Genomic DNA, 20,135 nt, shown 5'->3' on the forward strand with positions numbered 1-20,135 from the left:
CTTTAGACATTATCGCGAACTATTAACATAAATCCTTGTTTCTTATAACTAATACATTTTAAACCCGACCAGAATCATAAAGTATTTTTTAATCAATCCATTGGTTTTTAATATTATATTTTTCATTTTATTGATAAAAAAACAGGAGTAACTCCTGTTTTTTAAAATTTATTTTTGAAGATGCTTTTAAATATCTATATTTATCCATATAAACGAATTGTCTACAGCCCCCTAATATAAATCAGCTTTAGTCATTCGCTTTAAAGAAGGATCCAGTCTTTCACGTACTAAACGCGCAATATGGGTTACTTCAGACCGAACTCTGGCGCCATTCCGGAACAGGATCATTTCCCCCGGCTGAAATGCTGTCCACTGCTCATTTTGGGTCAAAGGTTCCGTGGTAATCACAGCGACCCGGTCTTCAGGAGTAGTCACCTGACTAAAGTCCACTTCGACATCAATATCAATCAATTGGGCAGGTTTAAAAGGATATTCCCGCACCAGCCAGTGTAATTTGGTTACCGCATAGCTAAACAGGGCTTGCCCATTTGACAGGCAGAAGTTAAAGGTTCCATGCTCGGCAATGGTCGGTGAGATTTCAATTAACAAATCAAAGATCTGATCCAGCTTTGGTTCATGGTAGCCAAAACGTTTGACCAGCTGATCCAGCAGATAGCAAAAAGCATACTCACTGTCGGTATTGCCCACGGGTGTAAAGCGGCCACTCAGCTCGGGAGAAAAATGATGTAAATCACCATTATGGGCAAAAATCCATTGCCGCCCCCACAGCTCACGGCTAAAAGGATGAGAATTTTCCAGGCTGATTTTACCTTGGGTCGCTTTACGGATATGCGCAATCACATTACGGGATTTAATCGGATAATTACGAATCAGCTCAGCAATCGGTGACTCGACAGCAGACTGGTTATCGACAAACAGACGACAGGCTTTATCTTCAAAAAAAGCGATTCCAAAACCATCCGAATGATCGGAAGTAATACCTGCACGCTGGGAGAATCCACGAAATGAGAAGGTAATATCTGTGGGAGTCGCACAGTTCATTCCAAGCAATTGGCACATAGTCTTGGTTCAGCTGTTGATTAATTCAGAAAAGTTATTGTGCATGACTCCTCAGCGCATTTCAAATATCTCTTTCAGATCAGCGCTGTAATGCTCTGCAGCACTGCATTGACAAAAATCGAGATATATTACTGTTTTATTGAATCATGCACTTTCGATGTCTGAGCATTCAAAACCTGAAGGTTGGAGAATTTGCCCAGTTTGACTAAAACATAGGATCAAAAAGAGCCTCAAGGGAGGCTCTTTAAAATTTTAAAATAATGTCTTAAGCACAATGTGGCTTGGAACGGTTGGTAATCAAGGTTCCTACCCCGTGATCGGTAAAAATTTCCAGCAAGCTGGCATGTGGAACACGGCCGTCGACGATATGCGCACTGACCACTCCACCTTTGACTGCATCTAGAGCGCATCCCACTTTAGGAATCATGCCACCATAAATCACCCCGGTTTCGATCAGGCGATCTACTTCCTGTGTGCTCAGACCAGTCAGCAATTTTTTATTTTCATCCAGTACACCGGTGATATTGGTCAGCAGGATCAGTTTTTCCGCCCCCAGGGCTTCTGCGACTTTGCCTGCCACCAGGTCGGCATTAATATTGTAGGTATTGCCTTCTTCATCTACGCCAAGCGGAGCAATCACTGGAATAAAGTCGCTGTTGGTAAACATTTCTAGGACATCGGTTTTTACCCCAACGACTTCGCCGACCAGTCCAAGATCAATTTCCTCAACCGAGCCATCATCTGCCGTTTTTTTCATGAGCAGCTTTTTAGCGCGCAGCAGATTCCCATCTTTACCGGTCAGGCCAATTGCCCGGCCACCGTGCTGGTTAATTAAATTCACGATAGATTTATTGACACTGCCGCCCAGCACCATTTCAACCACTTCCATGGTCGCCGGGTCTGTCACACGCATCCCATCAATACGGTCAGATTCACGCCCAAGCTGTTTTAACATGGAATCCACTTGTGGACCGCCCCCATGCACCACCACCGGATTCAGGCCGACAGTTTTCAACAAGACGATATCACGGGCAAAGGAACTTTCCAGCTCAGGATCCGTCATTGCGTTACCGCCATACTTGACGACTAGGGTCTTTCCTGTAAAGCGTTGGATATACGGCAAAGCTTCTGTCAGAATTTGTGCTTTGTCGATGCCGGTCTGCTGATTTGGCATTCGCCTCTCCTTATTGAGCATCTAAAATGTCTTGCGCGATTTCTGGATAACGGTCCCGCAACATGCTTACAAACAGATGACGGATTTCATGCAGTCGCTGGGCACTGCTGGCGTCAAAGCGTACTGTAAAATACTCACCTGTATTGGATGCCCGAATGATGCCAAAACCGTCCTCAAAATCAAGACGTATCCCATCAATTGTACTCATTTGTGCATTGAATTGTTGAGATTGCTGCTCGACAAGCTCTAAAAGCTCACTGGCCTGAATATCACGGGTCGCAATATAGAGGTCTTCTGTGCCATAGCGTTTAGGATAGGCCTGTAATACCTGAGCTAAACTTTGTCCCGTCTGGTCAAGATATTCTATGACGCGTAACGCAGCATATAGTCCATCATCATAGCCACAACCCCGTCCGTCATTAAATACATAATGACCGGCATATTCTCCCCCAAAAACAGCCTGATTCTGGGAATGAGCCAAATATTTACGTAAAAAGGAACTTCCCGTACGGATCATCACTGCTTCACCGCCTAGCTCCTGCACAGTATTACGAACCAGGGTCGAACATTTCACGTCATAAACAAACTGTTTTGCTTCTGGACCGGTCAAACATATTTTGGCAAATAAGCACAGCAACTGATCAGCACTAATGATATTTCCCAGCTCATCTACCAGAACCACACGATCCCCATCACCATCCAGGGCAATTCCTATATCGGCTTGTTGCTGAATAACCGTCTGATACAATGTTTTCAGATGTGCTTCCTGAGAAGGGTCCGGCGCATGATCCGGAAATTCACCATTCGCCACACAACGCAAAGCCGTCACCTCACAACCCAGCTTTTCCAGTACCAGCTTGGCACAGCGGCCGGCCGAACCATGCAGGCCATCCAGTACGACTTTAAAATTTTTCTTGAGCTGAATATCTTGCAAGATTGCATACTGATAAGGCAGGCAGAATTCTGGCGCAATCAAATGGGGACGTTGAGGGATGTTGGCAAGTTCGCTGTGGCAATGCTGTTTAGCCAGTTGCGCCACATTTTGAATCATCTGCGGGCAAGGCGGTTCACCGGAAATAATCCATTTAATTCCATTATCCTCTTTGGGATTATGGCTGGCCGTTACCATCACGCCATTACCGTCGAACTGACGCGCCGTAAAATACAGCATCGGGCTGGAACAGCAACCGATAATGGTGGCTTTTATCGAATACTGACCAAAAATACGTTGAAGAATTTCGGCAAAGGCGGGGCTGCTGATCCGGGCATCATATCCAATTGCAACCCGAGTCTGTGCAGCAGCACGATATTGCTGGGCAAGGCCATGGGCAATCGCGTCAATCACACCCGTACTAAGTAAACTCACTTTTCCCCGGATGTCATAGGCACGAAAAATATGCAGAGGAAATGGATGATTCATAGATCCCATATAATCTTCTTTTTACTATCAATTTAATGCTGGCAGGATAAAATAATGATTTAATCATTATGACTTTAAACAGTATTGTTGTTTTAAGACTGCATACTTTTAGCTCATTTTAATGTAACAATCAATTATACAAATATAGTTATTCAGCTTTTATAGAGGGATTTATATACAAAAAAGTCTAGAAAAAATATTTTTAGTAAACATTAGATATATTTAAATAGATATTTTCTCCTGTCATAAGATTTCTCTTTATACAAATCATATTCATTAAATGAGAAGAAAATAATTTTTATTGTTTTTTATATTTTAAGGCTTAGTTAAAAGATTTTGATCAGCAATATATTGAGATATATATTTATTGATTTTTTTGACCATAAAATGATCTGGTTAAAACAATTCACCAGATCATTTTATTTAGGTGATTTAAGCCTGACCGGTGTGACCAAAGCCACCGGCACCACGTTCAGTGGCTTCAAATTCATTGACCAGCTCAAACTGCGCTTGAAGCACCGGCACCAACACATACTGGGCCAGACGCTCACCTGGCTCCAGACTAAAGGCAGTTTGACTACGATTCCATACTGATACCATCAATTCGCCTTGATAATCTGAGTCAATCAGCCCCACAAGATTGCCTAGTACAATCCCGTGCTTATGGCCTAGACCTGAACGTGGCAGAATTAGACCCGCAAAAGCCGGATCTTCAATATAAATGGACAGGCCGGTTTTTACCAGAACCGTTTGTCCCGGCTCAATAAGAGTGGTTTCTTCCACACAAGCACGCAAGTCCAATCCAGCCGAACCAGTCGTTGCATAGGTCGGCATTGGCCATTCTTGCCCCAGACGTGAATCAAGGACTTTTACCTGAACTTTCATGAATTACTTTTCCTGTGACGATCTATTAAAAACTAAGTATTAAAAAATTAGCGCTTGATTAAGGCACGTAAATTTTCCAGATATTGCTGCGCCTGCAATTTTGGATCGATATTACCGGCCAGTTTTTTCTTGCGGCCCAGCCATTCCAGCTCATCTTCTGGCAGCTCATCCAAAAAGCGGCTCGGGGTCATCTGTTTCATTTGCCCGCCCGCTTTACGCTGCTCGGCCAATGTAATAGTCAGGCCCTGACGTGCCCGGGTGATCCCCACATACATCAGACGGCGCTCTTCCTCGACCGTTTCTGCAGCAATCGAGTTTTTATGCGGCAGAATTTCTTCTTCCAGTCCGATCAGATAAACATAGGGGAATTCCAGACCTTTGGAGGCGTGCAGGGTCAACAAGTTCACCTTGTCGGTATCTTCTTCTTCCTGCTGCTGCTCAAGCATATCCAGCAATACCATTTTGCGGATGACGCTTTCGATATTCTTTTCATCGACATCTTCAGCACGGTTAATCAGGCTTTGAATACTGCTATACAGCACTTCAATATTATCCAGCTTGGTTTTTTCCTGGGCCGGTGTCGCGGCCGACTCCTTGACATAGTCGATATACCCCGCTTCGACCATCATCTGACGGATAATCGCTACAGGCTCATCATCGTCTAGCAACTCGCGCGTAAAATTACTGATAAAGTCAGAAAATTCGGCCAGCTGTGTAGTCGCTTTTTTAGGTATGGCCATGGTCAGGCGCTGATCACCGGCTGCTGCCAACAAGGACAGGTTATTTTCCTGTGCAAACAGGCCCAGCTTTTCCAGCGTCACCGGACCAATTGCCCGCTTTGGTGTATTAATAATACGCAGAAATGCACTGTCATCTTCCGGGTTAATAATCACGCGTAAATAACTCATGACGTCCTTGATTTCTGCACGTGCGAAGAAAGACTGGCCACCAGACAGCTTGTAGGGAATCTGCATCTGGCGTAACTGGGTTTCCAGAATACGTGCCTGAAAGTTTCCACGATACAAAATCGCATAATCTTTCCAGTTTTTGCCATTCATCAGCTTATGAGTGATCAGGTCTTTGACCACGCGTTCGGCTTCATCATCATCATTACGGCAAGTAATGATTCGAATAACCTCGCCATGGCCTTTGTCTGACCAGAGCTTTTTATCAAAAATATGTGGGTTATTACCAATCACCGTATTGGCGGCTTTTAGAATACGGCTGGTTGAACGGTAATTCTGTTCCAGTTTAATCACTTTCAGGTTGGGGAAATCCTGCTGTAATAAGGCCATATTTTCTGGCTTGGCGCCGCGCCAGGCATAGATCGACTGGTCATCATCGCCTACAGCAGTGAACTGCCCCATCACGCCGACCAGCAGCTTCACCAGAATATACTGCGCCGTATTGGTATCCTGATATTCATCGACCAGCAAATAGCGCACCCGGTTCTGCCATTTGTCACGGACTTCTGCATTTTCCTGGAGAAGACGCGTTGGCATCACGATCAGGTCATCAAAATCAACCGCGTTATAGGCACGCAAATTGCGCTCATAAAGCTGATACAAATGCGCAAACTGAACATCTTCTGCCGTTTCACAGGTGGTATGCGCCTGTTCGGGTGGAATCAGATCATTTTTCCAGTCCGAAATCATCTTCATAGCTTTGGCGATCAGCTCTTTGCTTTCAGCACCGGATAAATTGTCACGATGCATCAGATCCATCAGAATCCGTTTACAGTCATCAGCATCCAGAATCGAGAAGTTGGCCTTGAGCGGTGTGTGTTTAAGCTCCAGACGCAGCAGATTTAGACCAAAGGTATGGAACGTCGAAACCGAAAGACCTTTGGCTTCTTCACGAGTTAACAGCTTGGTCACACGCTCTTTCATTTCGCGCGCCGCCTTGTTGGTAAATGTCATGGCTGTAATCCGGTGAGCCGGAATTCCGCAATGCTTAACCAGATAGGCAATTTTTCGGGTAATCACGGAGGTCTTGCCTGAACCCGCTCCGGCAAGTACTAACAAGGGTCCTTGAGTATATTTCATGGCTTCAAGTTGCTTGTCATTTAACTGACTGGCGAGTGACATAGGACTTCCTCTTCTAAATTCGGCTCCGATTATAGTCATCTCCGCAGCCGTTTGCCTAATCCAAATTGTGTTTTAGCAGTCAATGCGCTGTCATAAAAAAAACCACCCGAAGGTGGTTTTTCAATTTATCAGGGTGTGATAAAGAATTATTGAATCGCGTAAATGCTGATTTCTACACGACGGTTTTGTTCACGGCCTTCTGCAGTCGCGTTTGATGCGATCGGATTCGCTGAACCGTGACCTTGCGCATTAATACGTGCAGTTGAAATACCACGTGAAGCCATGTAGCTTGCTACAGATTGAGCACGCGCTTGCGACAGTGGAATATTGATAGAATCATTACCCGTGCTGTCTGTATAACCTGTTACCAGAATACCGCTTTTGTTATCTTCCGCCAGCGTCTGGGCAACTTTGTCTAAAGTTGCATAGAAATTAGGTTTAATATTTGCTTTATTTGTATCGAAAGTAATATTACCCGGCATGATCAAGCCAACAGAACCATCTGGATTACGGCCAACTTCTACACCCGTTCCAGCCATTTGCTGACGCAATTTTTTCTCTTTGCTGTCAAGATAAACACCCGCTGCACCACCAACAACTGCACCAATTGCAGCTGCACGGTTGTTTTGACGGCTGGTGTTTGCGTTGCCTTTAGACACACCATAGCCCGCTGCAGCACCGATAAGCGTACCTAGAGCAGCTTTATCATACTCAACGCCACCAATATTATTACCTGTAGATTGACAGCCTGTCAGCGCTACCGCCCCTGCCACAACTGCTGAAATTACTAGTGCACGCATCGCATGCCTCCTTGTTTGTCTTTGTCGTATAAATCAGATAATGATTTAAAAATAATGGGATAACCATTTATTTTTTGTTAATAATAAACTTTTTAGCAACTTTTTGTAATGTTCATATGTAACTGTAACAACAAGTTTCACCACAGTTTCTTCATAGTTTAAGATCTGGCCTTTTCTATTTCCTCAACTCCTACTATATTGTTCAAAATATAATGAAATTTAAATGATTCATCTCTGGAACTGTTTGTATATGTCATCGAATAGCAAGCAAAAAATGACTTTAAAAAAACTGGCACGCGGCCTGACTGTCACTTCAGTTATGACTGGAAGCACTTTCTTTCATGGTCCTCCGGTACTGGCACTAGGTCTGACCAAATTATTCAAAAAATCATCCAAAGTGGATGAAACCAATATCAAGATCACCAACAGCTGGCTGGCGGTCAATAACTGGCTGATTGACCATGTCCTGAAAAATACCGACTGGCAGATCACAATTGATGAGTCTCTGGACCTGAATATGCAGGGGCACTACCTGATGACCTGCAACCACCAAAGCTGGGTCGATACCACCGTCAACCAGTATTTTGGCCTGACCCGAATGCCACTTACCCGTTTCTTTACAAAATGGGAACTTATTTTTATCCCATTTGTTGGCCAAGCGTTTAAAATCCTTGGGTTCCCGATGATGAAAAGGCACAGTAAAGAACAGATTGCCAAAAACCCGGCCCTGAAATATCGCGATATTGAAGAAGCGCGTCAGGCCTGTGAGCAACTGGTCAGTCAGCCCTTTACTTTGCTGAATTATCTGGAAGGCACGCGTTTCACCCATGAAAAGCATGAGCAGCAAAAATCGCCTTATCGCCATTTGCTCAAACCCAAGGCCGGTGGACTGGCGTTGGCCCTGAATATTTTAGGTGACAGGATTGATGCCTTGGTGGATATGACGATTGTCTATCCGGACGGTGTGCCGGGTTATGGCGAATTCTGGCTGGGTGAAGTACCGCGCATTGCCGTGGATTTGAGAAAAATTGACATTCCGGATTGGGTGCTGGGCGGTAATTACGAGGATGATACCGAATATCGTGCCCGTTTCCAGCAATGGGTCGACCAGATTTGGTTCGAAAAGGATCAACGAATTGAACAAATGCAGCAAGCACTTGTAGCAGCTTCTGCCTGAGAGATTATGAAGAACGACAAAGCGGACACTGTGTCCAGCTCATTTAAGTTTATCCGCAAGGGCTCTTGGGGCTGGAAAATTGCACTGCTCTACGACATCTTCATGATGGCGCTGATCATGATCAATCTGTTCTGTCTCAGTGCCAATGCAATTCTAGTAAGTGATTTTGGTCAATGGCTATTTGATTTTGCTCAGATGCCTGAAGTCTTACAGTTTTATAAAAGTGAATTACGGCCTTGGGTTATTATTACTGAAGGCTGGTTTACCACTTTTTTGATCATTGAGCTTCTGGCACGCTGGCTCATTGCAAGCCTATTAAATCATCATCGCCGCTGGTGGTTTTTCCCTTTTGTGCACTGGTACGAAGTTCTGGCAATTATTCCGCAATTACGTTTCCTGCGTCTGTTACGGGCTGTGACCATCGGCTATAACCTGCACAAGCATGGCTATAAAGTGATTCCTGATTCCTGGTACAAGCGTGGTCATTTCTACTACAGCCTGCTGATGGAAGAGCTTTCCAGCCGGGTAGTGTTAACCGTACTGGATGGTATCCAACGGGAAGTCACTACTAGTACCTCGCATAAACAATTAATTGATGAGCTAATTGAACAGCACCGTAAATTACTGGCTGTTGCACTGGCTGATATTTTGCAGGAGTCTCTGGGAAGAGAATTACAGGCCCAACGTTTAGGCATTGCCAAAAATGTGGGCCAGATCGTGAATCAGGCCATTGAAGATACGCCTGAACTTACCCAGCTCCTCCGGCTGATTCCCATTGTTGGTAGTCGGATTGAACAGCAAATTCAAAGCATTGGACAACGTCTTGGAGAAAATATTACTCAGGGGCTGATTGATCCCTTTACATATCGTGATGGTTCACAGGACAATCCGACTTTTGCCCTGATTTCCGATAAAATCAGCCAGATTCAGATTGAACACAGTCCTCATATTGATAAATTGGTCGAATCGGCTGTTTTTGAAACAATTGAAACGATCCGCAAACAGGTCAAGATTAAGCAATGGCAACAGCTCCTGGAAGAATATGAGCAAAATCAGCAGTCAATCAGTTCATGAATTTTTATTTATAGAATTCATGAAAATTGGCGTCTACTGTTCGTCTAAAAAAATAACGTGGATCGCTAGAGAATTACTCAAATTTGTTCTAGGATTTGTACTATTTACAACATTGCTTCGATATAAACCAGCAGGTCAGAAGTATTAAGGAAGAACTATGGCTGACATACGGATAAAAGGCAGAATGGTCAATGCGCTGCGCATTAGCCTGGACACAAATGATCATAATGCCATCCGCCAGCAACTTACACCCAAATTACAAGCTGCATTTCCACCGGGTACTTTGGCAGTTATTGAAAGTTCAGTCGACCAGGAACTCATTGCCCTGATCCAATTGCTGATTGATCTGGAAGTCCAGCCAATGGCTGTGACTGAAGGTATTTTAGGTGATCAGGCCCGCGCCATTCAGTTCCCGGTGTTACCCCCTGATCGCCAACTGCAAGAGATTAAAGCCAGCAAGGAGCAGGTGGTTGAGGTGAAACCTGAAGCGGCCGATGACCAGCAGGCAGATTCAGCACCCGTCATTGCCCATGTGACGTCTTATCATGATGAAATCTTGCGCACCGGCCAATGTATTGTGCAGCATCAAGGTGACATTATTATCACTGCCGGAATCAACAGCGGTTCAGAAGTGATTGCATCAGGCAATATTCATATCTATGGTAGTGCGCGTGGCCGGGTAATTGCAGGTGCAGGTGGCAATCATGCAGCACGTATTTTCTGTCATGCACTTGAAGCAGAGCTGGTTTCGATTGCAGGAACCTATTGTGTGGCCGATGACATTCCAGCACATGTATTGAAAAAATCTGTGCATATTTATTTGAATGATCAACAAGAGCTTGTATTTGAGGCTCTACAATTTTAATGTATAAATAAACACCAAATAACCCCCATTTTTTATAGGGGTTTTGAACCATAACAGGAGTGGATTCGGTGGCGAAAATTGTTGTCGTAACATCAGGCAAAGGTGGTGTAGGTAAAACTACAACAAGTGCATCTTTTGCAACAGGTTTAGCCCTACGTGGCCACAAAACTGTGGTAATCGATTTTGATGTAGGCTTGCGTAACCTAGATTTGATTATGGGCTGTGAACGCCGTGTGGTATATGATTTTGTAAATGTTTTGAATAACGAAGCACGACTACAACAAGCACTGATTCGCGATAAAGATATTGAAAATTTATATATTTTACCGGCTTCACAAACACGTGATAAAGACGCCCTGACTGACGAAGGTGTTCAGCGTGTTATGGATGAGCTGTCACAGGAATTTGATTATATTATCTGTGACTCCCCGGCGGGTATTGAGCGTGGTGCGATTCTGGCCATGTATCATGCAGATGAAGCCATCATTGTGACGAATCCTGAGATTTCATCAGTACGTGACTCTGACCGTATCATTGGCATGCTTGACAGTAAAACTAAAAAAGTAGAACAAAACGAAGGTCGTATCCGTAAGCATCTATGTATTACCCGTTTCAACCCGGAACGTGCTGATAAACAGGAAATGCTGACGATTGATGACATCTCAAAAGATATTTTACGTGTACCAACCTTAGGCGTGATTCCTGAGTGCCCAAGCGTATTACAAGCGTCTAACGAAGGTAAACCTGTGATTCACTTCACTGAGTCTGCTGCAGGTCAGGCTTATGATGATCTGGTTGCTCGCTTCCTCGGTGAAGAGCGTCCTTACCGTCATATTGAGGTAAAACCGAAGGGCTGGTTAGCACGATTATTTGGAGCGTAAACATGGCAGGATTCTGGAGTAAACTTTTTAGTAGCGAGGAAAAAGCCCCAAGCGCACAGACTGCCAAGGATCGTTTAAAGGTGATCGTGGCATCTGAACAGGGTTTAGGACGCCGTTTAAGTCAGGACAAAATTGACCAGATGAAAACGGAAATCATGCAGGTAGTCAATCGCTACGTCCGTGGCGTGGATGAGAATCATATTCAAATGCAGGTTCGCTCTGAGGCCAATATTGAAATGCTTGAAATGAATATCAATTTACCTGAAGAGCGATAATCTGATTTTTGATTGGTCAAGCAAATTGATTCAAGGCAGAATATGCGGCAGGCAGAAAAATATGGCTTTTCCCTGCCTTCAATATTTTGCCTTTTTCATGCCGAAGAATTAAATCGAGGAGATTGCGATGGCATTATCTCAACCTGCGACCTTTAACGAAGAATGGTCAGATGAGCGTGTATTTGCCTACCTGAATCAGCTTCCTCCTGCGGGTGTTCATGCAGATTTTCATGTGCTTTATCATGCCTTCAAACATATGCGCCCTTTGGACTATGAGCGCTTGTTGACCAAGTTTGTCGCTGATGGTCGTGATATTAATGCCACGAATCCTGAAGGTCAGCGTATTCATGATGTGATTGCAACTTTTCCGCGTCAAAGCGCCGAATTTCTGGCAGTCTTAGAAAAATTTGCCTGATGTGAATAATAAATAAAAAAGCCTGCTTTAAAGCAGGCTTTTTTTATGTACTTGAGCATTTCAGATTTACACCAGAATCTCACGCTTACCATTGGCACCCATAGAGCTGACAATGCCATTTTCCTCCATCTGGTCAATAATGCGGGCAGCACGGTTATAACCCAAACTAAATTTGCGCTGCAAGGAAGAGGTGGAAGCTTTACGGGTTTCCAGTACAAAGGCTACACACTGGTCATATAGGGCATCCCGATCAGAACCACCTTCGCCTCCATCTTCAAAGCCACGGCTGGATGGTTCTTCATCATAAGGCGTCAGAATTTCATCCACATAGTTCGGTGCACCCCGTTCACGCCAGGCATCACAGATCCGGTTCACCTCATCATCAGCAATAAAGGCACCATGCACACGCTCCGGCTCGATTTTACCGGGACCAAGAAACAGCATATCACCATGACCAAGTAAATCTTCTGCACCACCTGCATCCAGAATGGTACGTGAGTCAATCTTGGAGTTCACCCGTAACGCAACCCGGGTTGGAATGTTGGCCTTAATCAGACCAGTAATAACATCCACCGATGGACGCTGGGTAGCCAACAACAGGTGAATACCGGCAGCACGGGATTTCTGCGCCAGTCGTGTGATCATTTCTTCGGCTTTTTTACCGACCTGCATGATCATATCTGCGAATTCATCTGCGACAATCACAATTGAAGGCAATGGCATTAAGCGCGGTGCGCGCTCTCCTGCGACCGATTCACTGGCTTTCCAGGTTGGGTCAAATAGCTCTTCACCATTGGCAATTGCTTCTTCGACCTTGCGGTTATAGTCACTCAGCTTACGGATTTTCAGGAAAGACATCAGTTTGTAACGGCGTTCCATCTCATTAACACACCAGTTCAATGCACTCACCGCATCTTTCATATCCGTCACCACTGGCGTTAATAGATGGGGAATATCATTATAGTTGGCCAGTTCCAGCTGCTTCGGATCAATCAGAATCAGGCGTAACTGGTCAGGCGTATATTTGAGCAGCATCGATAGAATCATCGAGTTCACTGCTACCGATTTACCTGAACCGGTCGTACCTGCGACCAGCATATGCGGTGCTTTCCCTAGATCGGCAATCACCGGATTGCCAGAAATATCCTTGCCCATTGCCATCGAAAGAATGCTGTTCGGATCTGTAAAGGCAGGAATGGTCAAAAGTTCAATTAAACGTACCATTTCACGGGTACTGTTCGGTACTTCAATGCCGATATACGGCTTGCCCGGAATGACTTCGACCACACGTACGGAGGCCATGGACATCGAACGTGCCAGATCACGGGAAATATTCGTGACTTTAGAGGCTTTCACGCCCGGAGCAAGATCCAGCTCAAAACGGGTGACAACTGGGCCTGGCTGAGCCTCCACCACTTTGGCCTTGACATTAAATTCCTGTAGCTTGATTTCCAGTAACTCGGATAAACGCGACAACTGTTCTTCGGTAAAATTCACTTTCTTGTTAGGGTCGACCTCATCCAGCAAATCCAGACCCGGCAAAGGTGATAAATCTTTACGGCGTTCAGCCACCTGCATGGCGCGTGACATCGGACGACCGGCGGCATCGGTCAGAGGTGCATCAAAGTCAAATTCGTCTTCATCTTGCGGCTTTCCGGCAGTTTCCTGCCAAGCGTCGATAAACTCTTCCTTAGACAATGCCTCATGCACTGCCGCATTTGTTGCCGCAGAGCTGACTACGGACTCTGCACGCTGAATCGGCGCCTGCACAAAGGCAGAAGATTGTGCATAGCTGGATGCACGTACTGGTTTGGGTTCATCTTCTGCAACCAGCAAATCATCCAGATCATCAAAATCCACTTCCAGCGCAGTATTTTCAACGCGACGGGCAACGCCGATTGATGTAGCTACAGGTGCAGCGGTGGCTGGTGTATTCTCAACCACTCTTAACGTTTTATTGCTACTTGCTGCCGTAAACGGGCTATGTACATCGCTTGCTGTTTTCCCTTGAGGCACAGCAGCCAGCAATTCATCAAAAATCGCGTTATCATCCCAGTCCAGCCCTGTTTTATGAGGATGCGCCGAGCTTGGCTGTCCAGAGGCAGAAGCATGCGGGGCTTCAAACGCGGGCTGATGTTGCTCTTCTTCTGCCGCTTTAAGCAAGGCATCAATATCCTGCGCATGGCGCTGGTCTTCATTTGAATTCAAGGCACGCCACACCTCCCCTGTTGCGACCACACGGTCGGAATGCTGGGGAACTGGTATCGCAACATCCGGTTCCGGCTGCAGTACCGGCGCTTCAGCTTGAACTTCTTCTGTCTGTATCTGCTGCGCTTCTTTATGTGCAAAATCATCAAATAAACGTTCCGCCACCTGATCACGCACCACAGGATCAATGTCAACCAGTTTATGTTCCGGTGCAGCAGTCACAGGCACGCTGACTTTCTGGGCAGCAGTTTTGGCGGCTTCTTTTTTGATGACCGGCGCTGTACGGTCAAAGTCTGACATGCCTTCTGGCACATTGCGATAAAAGAGATCCTGCAAATAGGCAGGCGTTGCTTTCAGACTGCTCCAGGTCTTGTTCCACTTCACGCCAAAAGCCAGCGTAAATAGCACCACCCAAAGCACCAGCAGGAAGAATGTAGCACCATAAACAGTGAGCAACTGCTCAAGGCTCTGACCCAGTTCGTAGCCGATAATTCCCCCTGAAGAGTTATCCAGTGTATCCGCAGGAACTTGCCAGAATAGAAACAGCAGCGCAGAACTGGTCAATAACAGGAAGAACTGGGCAGCATAGCGAAATGGACGATTCAGGAAGCTGTGCGGCCACCAGACCTGTATTGCCTCCACAAACAGATAGACAGGGAGCAGCAAACTGGCCCAGCCGAGAAAGCCGAATAACAGATCTGAAATCCAGGCTCCAGCAACGCCACTTGCATTGGAAACAGTCTGCGTATCGCTAGAGATATGCATCCATCCCGGATCAAATGGCGTATAGGTCACTGTTGCAAGAAACAGATAAATCCCAAATGAGACTAAAAATAATGTCATTACTAAGCGCTGTGCATAGGCACTCGACACCGCTGTCATATACTGTCCTGTAACCAATTCTTCATGAATATTCTTTTGCTTCTATGCTTGAAAAAAAGCGTCGCAATAAAATGTATATTATGCACCTGTTCTGTGAAAAAAGATGCATTATTGTGTAGGTCTTCTTTATAGCGCGATATAGCCCCAATCGATTTCACTGATCAACAATATCGACTTTAATCTCACACAACTTTTATACAGTTTCACGTATAATTCAATAAATTTCTAAATAAAAAAAGGATACGGCTGATGAGCGCACGTCACTCACGACTGATTATTTTAGGTTCTGGCCCTGCAGGTTATAGCGCAGCTGTCTACGCAGCGCGTGCTAATTTAAAGCCGACCTTAATCGCAGGACTGCAACTTGGCGGCCAACTGACCACTACAACTGAAGTCGATAACTGGCCTGGTGATCCTGAAGGCCTGACAGGTCCAGCATTAATGGAACGTATGCAAGCCCATGCAGAACGTTTTGGGACCGAAATTGTCTATGATCATATTAATGAAGTCGATCTGAGTCAGCGTCCATTTGTTCTCAAAGGTGATATGGAAGAGTTCACCTGTGATGCACTGATCATCTGTACAGGTGCAACAGCACAATATTTAGGTCTGGAATCAGAAGCAGCCTTTATGGGTCGGGGTGTAAGCGCCTGCGCGACCTGTGATGGTTTCTTCTATAAAAACCAGAAAGTGATGGTGGTCGGTGGAGGAAATACTGCGGTTGAAGAAGCCCTGTATCTTTCCAATATTGCTTCACATGTCACGCTGGTACACCGCCGTGACAGCCTGCGTGCAGAAAAAATCCTCCAAGCGCAACTTTTTGAAAAAGAGAAAGAAGGCAAGATCAGCATTATCTGGAATCATCAGGTCGATGAAGTTCTAGGTGATGCACAATCTGGTGTGACCTCAGTTCGTCTTAAATCCACCCAAGATGACTCTACTCAAAACGTTGATGTGACGGGTATGTTTGTGGCAATTGGTCATAAGCCCAATAGCACCATGTTTCAAGGCCAGTTAGAGCTTCGTGATGGTTATATTCAGGTACAAAGCGGTACTGCTGGAAATGCGACCCAGACTTCGGTTCCAGGTGTATTTGCAGCAGGTGATATTGCAGACAGCGTTTACCGTCAAGCAATCACATCTGCAGGTTCAGGCTGTATGGCGGCCCTCGATGCAGAAAAATATCTCGATGCGATGGGCAAACTAGCCTAACCCATGAGAAAATCAAAAGCCGTCCATGTTGGGCGGCTTTTTTAGGTATGATAAAAATAGACTATTTTAAAATCAGGTGTTTGCATGCATTACCTTATACCTTCACAGTTTGTTTTTCCCGATCCGGTAGAAGTTGATCCTGAAGGCGAAGGCCTGATCTGTATTGGTGCTGATCTCTCCCCTGCTACTTTATATGAAGCCTATAGCCATGGCTTATTTCCTTGGTTTTCTGAAGGCGATCCAATTTGCTGGTGGAGCCCGGAACCGCGCTGCATTATTCGCCCTCAGGATTATCACCCGAGTAAATCCCTGATTCGCAGCATGAAAAAAAAGGATTATCGGATTAGCATCAATCAGGCCTTTGAAAAAGTCATTCGGGCCTGCGCTTTACCACGCAGCTATGCCAATGAGACCTGGATCAGTGAAGACATTATTCAAGGCTATTGTCAGATGTTTACCGCCGGCTATGCTTATAGTATTGAAGTCTGGGAAGAGACACAGTTGGTTGGCGGCTTATATGGCGTAACCATCGGTCAAGGCTGTTTTGGGGAATCTATGTTTAGTACCCAAACCGATGTATCAAAAATGGCTTTTTACACCCTGATGCTGATCGGACAGGAAAACCAGCTGCCCTGGATCGACTGCCAACTGGTCAACGATCATCTGCTAAGCTTGGGTGCCTGTACAATTTCTCGCCAGACATACCTTAAATCGTTACAAGATGTAATCAAACAGCCGGCAGTCAATTGGAAAAGCTATCAGGAAGGTGTATTTTCAAGTAAAACAATAGCGCAGAACGCGCGCTTAATCGAATGAAAATAAACAGAGGGTACTTGCCATGAACTCTTATCACCCTAAGTCCCTACTGAACGATTTACAGTATTATATTACGCCGCCACACGATTGCAGCTATTTACCAAATAAATCAGCACGCATGGTTTTTCTCGATCCTTCGCACCGCATTGACGTCCTGACCTTGTCTGAACTCTCGCGTACCGGCTTCCGTCGCAGTGGTGATTTTGTTTATCGGCCCGAATGCCATCTATGCCGTCAATGTTTGTCTTGTCGCGTTCCTGTGCATGAATTCGAGATGAATAGTTCTCAAAAAAAGGCCTGGAAACGTAATCAAGATCTGAGCATGCGAATTACCAGCCCAGATCAGGCCAGCGATCTCCACTATGCTTTATACGAACGCTACATTCATGAGCGCCATGCTGATGGCGACATGTATCCACCAAGTCGAGACCAGTTTGAAAAGTTTCTGCTGCAAAGCTGCGCAGAGAGCTTCTTTCTGGAACTATGGCAAGGTGAACACCTGATCGCGGTATCCGCCTGTGATCTGCTGGATGATGGGATTTCAGCAGTCTATACCTTCTTTGATCCCGATGAAAACCGCCGCTCTCTCGGTGTATTTGCTATTCTGAAACAAATTGAACATGCAAAAAAAATCGGATTGCGATTTATTTATCTGGGCTATTGGGTGCCACATTCTTATAAAATGAATTATAAGTCCCGTTATCTGCCTTTAGAGTTGCTGATTGATGGGCAATGGCGTCGCCTGAATCGCTCATTAAGTGCTACAGAAATCGAACACTTGGGAAACTCCTTGATGACGACTTTACCCAGCGGATGGAATCACCAGATCATTAAATAGTATCTTTTTTGCTGTTATGATTTAAATAGACTGGCAAAGTCATCCGTACAGGCTTTGACCATGATAATTGCATGCTCACGTGTGCCATCTGGATTTGGATAATAATTTTTTCTTAAATCAATCTGATGAAAACCAGACTTTTCATACAGCTTGATGGCAGCGACATTACGCTCACGAACTTCTAAAAAAATCTGTACCGGATTATTTTTCAGCAAAGCAATCGACTGGTCTAATAACTCAAAACCCAGGCCTTTACCCTGCTGTGCAGGATCAATTGCCATCAACAGCAGATTGGCTTCATCCACAACCGGCTGCAAAATACAAAAACCCACCACTTGTCCTGCCTGCTCAATCACAGTACTTTGATAGGCCCTAACTGCTTCTTTGAATTGATTGAAAGTCCAAGGGTGCGACTGAACCAGACTTTCGATCTGGCTAACACGCTCCAGATCAGCAACTTGCATTAAACGAATCATCTTCGTTCATCTTATATAAAATCAACCTCCGCATTATAGAAACTTTATTTAAAAAATCGAGTAAAAAAAAGAGCGATCTCAATCGCTCTTCAGCTTTTCACTCTATAAACCGAGTTTCTGCTTCCAGCTGCTCAGTAAGCTCCGGCTATCCAGGTCATTAGGATGAAATCCCGGTTTAAAATACATCAGCATTTCTTTGGTCATACCGGCAATAATTCCTTTGGATGGGCTATAACCAAAAATATAAATATCTTTCAGTGCCGATATATTCAGATGCTGATCTTCTTTTAATAAGCGCAAGATAAAATAGCTATGTACAAAGAATAAAGTCACCATCGCAGCCACTAAAGAACTGGTACGCAATAGATAGGATTTAGAGCCTTTACCAAAAACACCCTCGAATACATCATAAGCCACGGCCTTATGCTCATTTTCCTCAATCGCATGCCACAGCCACATGGTTTTCATGGTCTCATCTTTCATCAGCTCCTGAATATGCTCGTTACTCAGCAACTGGGAAGCAATTGTTGCAGTAAAATGCTCAAGAGCCGTAGTTGCGGTCAGATCAACCATTTCCTGACTAATCCCAAATGGCTTACCAAGTACAGCAAAAAACTTACGTACCGTTTGAATCACCCGGTCTGTCTGACGGTCAAGCGCATCGACATCATGACCATAACGCTGGGCCGACGCATTAAAACCGACATGCTCTTGAGTATGCATGGCTTCTTGACCAATAAAAGCAGAAATTTCTTTTTGGAGGGCTTCATTGTCTTTGATGGCGGGATGCTGGCGTACAGCACGAACCGAATCAATAAAAAATTTTTCACCTGCTGGAAATAATGCCGAGAGTGCTGTCATAAAGTGGGTCAGACCTGCCGAACCACTCATCCAATATTCTGGGACCTGTTCAAACTCAAAATTCATCCGGCGTACTGGAAAGCTTGCACCAGCCCGATTGGTAATTTTTACTTTAGCGTTCATGCCCTTCTCCATTCAAGTGCTTTTAGACCTGAAAATATAATCTTGGAATTCTTAGATTTATCTTACTGCGTGAAATTTTTCTCATAAGTGCAGTTAAGGTCAGTAAAATATCACTTAAGGACAGCTTTTTAATAAACTGTCAGACAATTTAAGCTGGAGATTAAGGCTGAATTTTATGAATATAAAGATAAAAAAAGCGCTCCACAGGAGCGCTTTTTTGACACAATCAGTGATTATGCAGTTACTTTAGCAACTACACCAGCACCTACTGTACGACCACCTTCACGGATCGCAAAACGCAGACCTGGGTCCATTGCGATTGGGTGGATCAGTTCTACTGACATCTCAACGTTGTCACCAGGCATAACCATTTCCACACCTTCTTTCAACTGGATCGCACCAGTTACGTCAGTTGTACGGAAATAGAATTGTGGACGGTAACCGTTCAGGAATGGAGTATGACGACCACCTTCTTCTTTAGAAAGTACGTATACTTCCGCATCGAATTTAGTGTGTGGCTTGATTGAACCTGGTTTAGCCAATACTTGACCACGTTGTACGTCTTCACGCTTAGTACCACGAAGAA

The 20,135-nt window shown here is 44.9% G+C and carries 18 protein-coding genes and 1 pseudogene; 9 read left to right on the forward strand and 10 right to left on the reverse strand.

Going from position 1 to position 20,135, the window contains the following annotated elements:
• Positions 1 to 231: 231 nt before the first annotated feature.
• The 6 genes from E2K74_RS04815 to E2K74_RS04840 all read right to left on the reverse strand — a co-directional run bounded on the left by E2K74_RS04815 (position 232) and on the right by E2K74_RS04840 (position 7,446).
• Positions 232 to 1,080 carry a class II glutamine amidotransferase gene (locus tag E2K74_RS04815; protein ID WP_151206578.1) on the reverse strand — a complete coding sequence of 283 codons (849 nt, stop codon included), beginning with the start codon at positions 1,078 to 1,080 and terminating at the stop codon, positions 232 to 234.
• Between the two features lie 265 nt (positions 1,081 to 1,345).
• Positions 1,346 to 2,254 carry an acetylglutamate kinase gene (argB, locus tag E2K74_RS04820; RefSeq protein WP_151203728.1) on the reverse strand — a complete coding sequence of 303 codons (909 nt, stop codon included), beginning with the start codon at positions 2,252 to 2,254 and terminating at the stop codon, positions 1,346 to 1,348.
• A 10-nt stretch (positions 2,255 to 2,264) separates the two neighbouring features.
• Positions 2,265 to 3,683: a phosphomannomutase/phosphoglucomutase gene (locus tag E2K74_RS04825; protein WP_151206580.1), complete on the reverse strand. Its 1,419-nt coding sequence runs from the start codon at positions 3,681 to 3,683 to the stop codon at positions 2,265 to 2,267.
• Positions 3,684 to 4,106: 423 nt separating this feature from the next.
• A complete protein-coding gene (gene dut / locus E2K74_RS04830) occupies positions 4,107 to 4,559 on the reverse strand; it encodes a dUTP diphosphatase (protein ID WP_151206582.1) in 453 nt (150 codons plus the stop codon).
• Between the two features lie 47 nt (positions 4,560 to 4,606).
• On the reverse strand, positions 4,607 to 6,646 hold the full coding sequence (locus E2K74_RS04835) for a UvrD-helicase domain-containing protein (RefSeq protein ID WP_151206584.1): 2,040 nt from the start codon (positions 6,644 to 6,646) through the stop codon (positions 4,607 to 4,609).
• A 146-nt stretch (positions 6,647 to 6,792) separates the two neighbouring features.
• Positions 6,793 to 7,446: an OmpA family protein gene (locus E2K74_RS04840; protein ID WP_151203720.1), complete on the reverse strand. Its 654-nt coding sequence runs from the start codon at positions 7,444 to 7,446 to the stop codon at positions 6,793 to 6,795.
• Positions 7,447 to 7,696: 250 nt separating this feature from the next.
• On the opposite strand from E2K74_RS04840, the gene E2K74_RS04845 reads away from it, so the two are divergent.
• From E2K74_RS04845 to E2K74_RS04870, 6 genes are all read left to right on the forward strand, one after another.
• Positions 7,697 to 8,623, forward strand: a complete 927-nt coding sequence (locus E2K74_RS04845) for an acyltransferase (protein ID WP_151206586.1) — start codon at positions 7,697 to 7,699, stop codon at positions 8,621 to 8,623.
• Between the two features lie 6 nt (positions 8,624 to 8,629).
• The gene (locus E2K74_RS04850; RefSeq protein WP_151206588.1) at positions 8,630 to 9,697 is read left to right on the forward strand and encodes a preprotein translocase subunit SecA; all 1,068 of its coding nucleotides are present in this window, start codon (positions 8,630 to 8,632) and stop codon (positions 9,695 to 9,697) included.
• A 157-nt stretch (positions 9,698 to 9,854) separates the two neighbouring features.
• Entirely contained in the window at positions 9,855 to 10,562 is a 708-nt protein-coding gene (gene minC / locus E2K74_RS04855; protein WP_151203714.1) for a septum site-determining protein MinC, read from the forward strand.
• Positions 10,563 to 10,630: 68 nt separating this feature from the next.
• Complete coding sequence (gene minD / locus E2K74_RS04860; RefSeq protein WP_151203712.1) at positions 10,631 to 11,443, forward strand: septum site-determining protein MinD; 813 nt, start codon at positions 10,631 to 10,633, stop codon at positions 11,441 to 11,443.
• A gap of 2 nt (positions 11,444 to 11,445) precedes the next feature.
• Positions 11,446 to 11,718, forward strand: a complete 273-nt coding sequence (minE, locus tag E2K74_RS04865; protein ID WP_151203710.1) for a cell division topological specificity factor MinE — start codon at positions 11,446 to 11,448, stop codon at positions 11,716 to 11,718.
• 127 nt (positions 11,719 to 11,845) lie between these two features.
• A complete protein-coding gene (locus E2K74_RS04870; RefSeq protein ID WP_151203708.1) occupies positions 11,846 to 12,133 on the forward strand; it encodes a PA4642 family protein in 288 nt (95 codons plus the stop codon).
• Between the two features lie 66 nt (positions 12,134 to 12,199).
• On the opposite strand, the gene E2K74_RS04875 is transcribed toward E2K74_RS04870, so the two are convergent.
• The gene (locus E2K74_RS04875; RefSeq protein WP_151206590.1) at positions 12,200 to 15,223 is read right to left on the reverse strand and encodes a DNA translocase FtsK; all 3,024 of its coding nucleotides are present in this window, start codon (positions 15,221 to 15,223) and stop codon (positions 12,200 to 12,202) included.
• 249 nt (positions 15,224 to 15,472) lie between these two features.
• Between E2K74_RS04875 and trxB the strand changes: the two genes are divergently transcribed.
• The 3 genes from trxB to E2K74_RS04890 all read left to right on the forward strand — a co-directional run bounded on the left by trxB (position 15,473) and on the right by E2K74_RS04890 (position 18,089).
• Positions 15,473 to 16,435 carry a thioredoxin-disulfide reductase gene (trxB, locus tag E2K74_RS04880; RefSeq protein ID WP_151206592.1) on the forward strand — a complete coding sequence of 321 codons (963 nt, stop codon included), beginning with the start codon at positions 15,473 to 15,475 and terminating at the stop codon, positions 16,433 to 16,435.
• An 84-nt stretch (positions 16,436 to 16,519) separates the two neighbouring features.
• Positions 16,520 to 17,251: a leucyl/phenylalanyl-tRNA--protein transferase gene (gene aat, locus E2K74_RS04885; RefSeq protein WP_151206594.1), complete on the forward strand. Its 732-nt coding sequence runs from the start codon at positions 16,520 to 16,522 to the stop codon at positions 17,249 to 17,251.
• Positions 17,252 to 17,273: 22 nt separating this feature from the next.
• The gene (locus E2K74_RS04890; protein WP_151206596.1) at positions 17,274 to 18,089 is read left to right on the forward strand and encodes an arginyltransferase; all 816 of its coding nucleotides are present in this window, start codon (positions 17,274 to 17,276) and stop codon (positions 18,087 to 18,089) included.
• Positions 18,090 to 18,103: 14 nt separating this feature from the next.
• Here the strand turns inward: E2K74_RS04890 and rimI are convergent, their stop codons facing one another.
• The 3 genes and pseudogenes from rimI to E2K74_RS04905 form a co-directional block, all read right to left on the reverse strand.
• Positions 18,104 to 18,565, reverse strand: a complete 462-nt coding sequence (gene rimI, locus E2K74_RS04895; RefSeq protein WP_151203698.1) for a ribosomal protein S18-alanine N-acetyltransferase — start codon at positions 18,563 to 18,565, stop codon at positions 18,104 to 18,106.
• 102 nt (positions 18,566 to 18,667) lie between these two features.
• Positions 18,668 to 19,549, reverse strand: a complete 882-nt coding sequence (locus E2K74_RS04900; RefSeq protein WP_151206598.1) for a metal-dependent hydrolase — start codon at positions 19,547 to 19,549, stop codon at positions 18,668 to 18,670.
• Between the two features lie 233 nt (positions 19,550 to 19,782).
• A pseudogene (locus tag E2K74_RS04905) lies at positions 19,783 to 20,135 on the reverse strand (elongation factor Tu); the annotation flags it as partial.

The sequence above is a fragment of the Acinetobacter sp. RF15B genome (assembly GCF_007558235.1).
GTDB classification, from domain to species: Bacteria; Pseudomonadota; Gammaproteobacteria; order Pseudomonadales; family Moraxellaceae; genus Acinetobacter; species Acinetobacter lwoffii_C.

Bases quoted from the DNA above. Each gene is read 5' to 3' on its own strand.
- E2K74_RS04815 (WP_151206578.1), bottom strand. From the start codon at position 1,080: ATGTGCCAATTGCTTGGAATGAACTGTGCGACTCCCACAGATATTACC.
- argB (WP_151203728.1), bottom strand. From the start codon at position 2,254: ATGCCAAATCAGCAGACCGGCATCGACAAAGCACAAATTCTGACAGAA.
- E2K74_RS04825 (WP_151206580.1), bottom strand. From the start codon at position 3,683: ATGGGATCTATGAATCATCCATTTCCTCTGCATATTTTTCGTGCCTAT.
- dut (WP_151206582.1), bottom strand. From the start codon at position 4,559: ATGAAAGTTCAGGTAAAAGTCCTTGATTCACGTCTGGGGCAAGAATGG.
- E2K74_RS04835 (WP_151206584.1), bottom strand. From the start codon at position 6,646: ATGTCACTCGCCAGTCAGTTAAATGACAAGCAACTTGAAGCCATGAAA.
- E2K74_RS04840 (WP_151203720.1), bottom strand. From the start codon at position 7,446: ATGCGTGCACTAGTAATTTCAGCAGTTGTGGCAGGGGCGGTAGCGCTG.
- E2K74_RS04845 (WP_151206586.1), top strand. From the start codon at position 7,697: ATGTCATCGAATAGCAAGCAAAAAATGACTTTAAAAAAACTGGCACGC.
- E2K74_RS04850 (WP_151206588.1), top strand. From the start codon at position 8,630: ATGAAGAACGACAAAGCGGACACTGTGTCCAGCTCATTTAAGTTTATC.
- minC (WP_151203714.1), top strand. From the start codon at position 9,855: ATGGCTGACATACGGATAAAAGGCAGAATGGTCAATGCGCTGCGCATT.
- minE (WP_151203710.1), top strand. From the start codon at position 11,446: ATGGCAGGATTCTGGAGTAAACTTTTTAGTAGCGAGGAAAAAGCCCCA.
- E2K74_RS04870 (WP_151203708.1), top strand. From the start codon at position 11,846: ATGGCATTATCTCAACCTGCGACCTTTAACGAAGAATGGTCAGATGAG.
- E2K74_RS04875 (WP_151206590.1), bottom strand. From the start codon at position 15,223: ATGACAGCGGTGTCGAGTGCCTATGCACAGCGCTTAGTAATGACATTA.
- trxB (WP_151206592.1), top strand. From the start codon at position 15,473: ATGAGCGCACGTCACTCACGACTGATTATTTTAGGTTCTGGCCCTGCA.
- aat (WP_151206594.1), top strand. From the start codon at position 16,520: ATGCATTACCTTATACCTTCACAGTTTGTTTTTCCCGATCCGGTAGAA.
- E2K74_RS04890 (WP_151206596.1), top strand. From the start codon at position 17,274: ATGAACTCTTATCACCCTAAGTCCCTACTGAACGATTTACAGTATTAT.
- rimI (WP_151203698.1), bottom strand. From the start codon at position 18,565: ATGATTCGTTTAATGCAAGTTGCTGATCTGGAGCGTGTTAGCCAGATC.
- E2K74_RS04900 (WP_151206598.1), bottom strand. From the start codon at position 19,549: ATGAACGCTAAAGTAAAAATTACCAATCGGGCTGGTGCAAGCTTTCCA.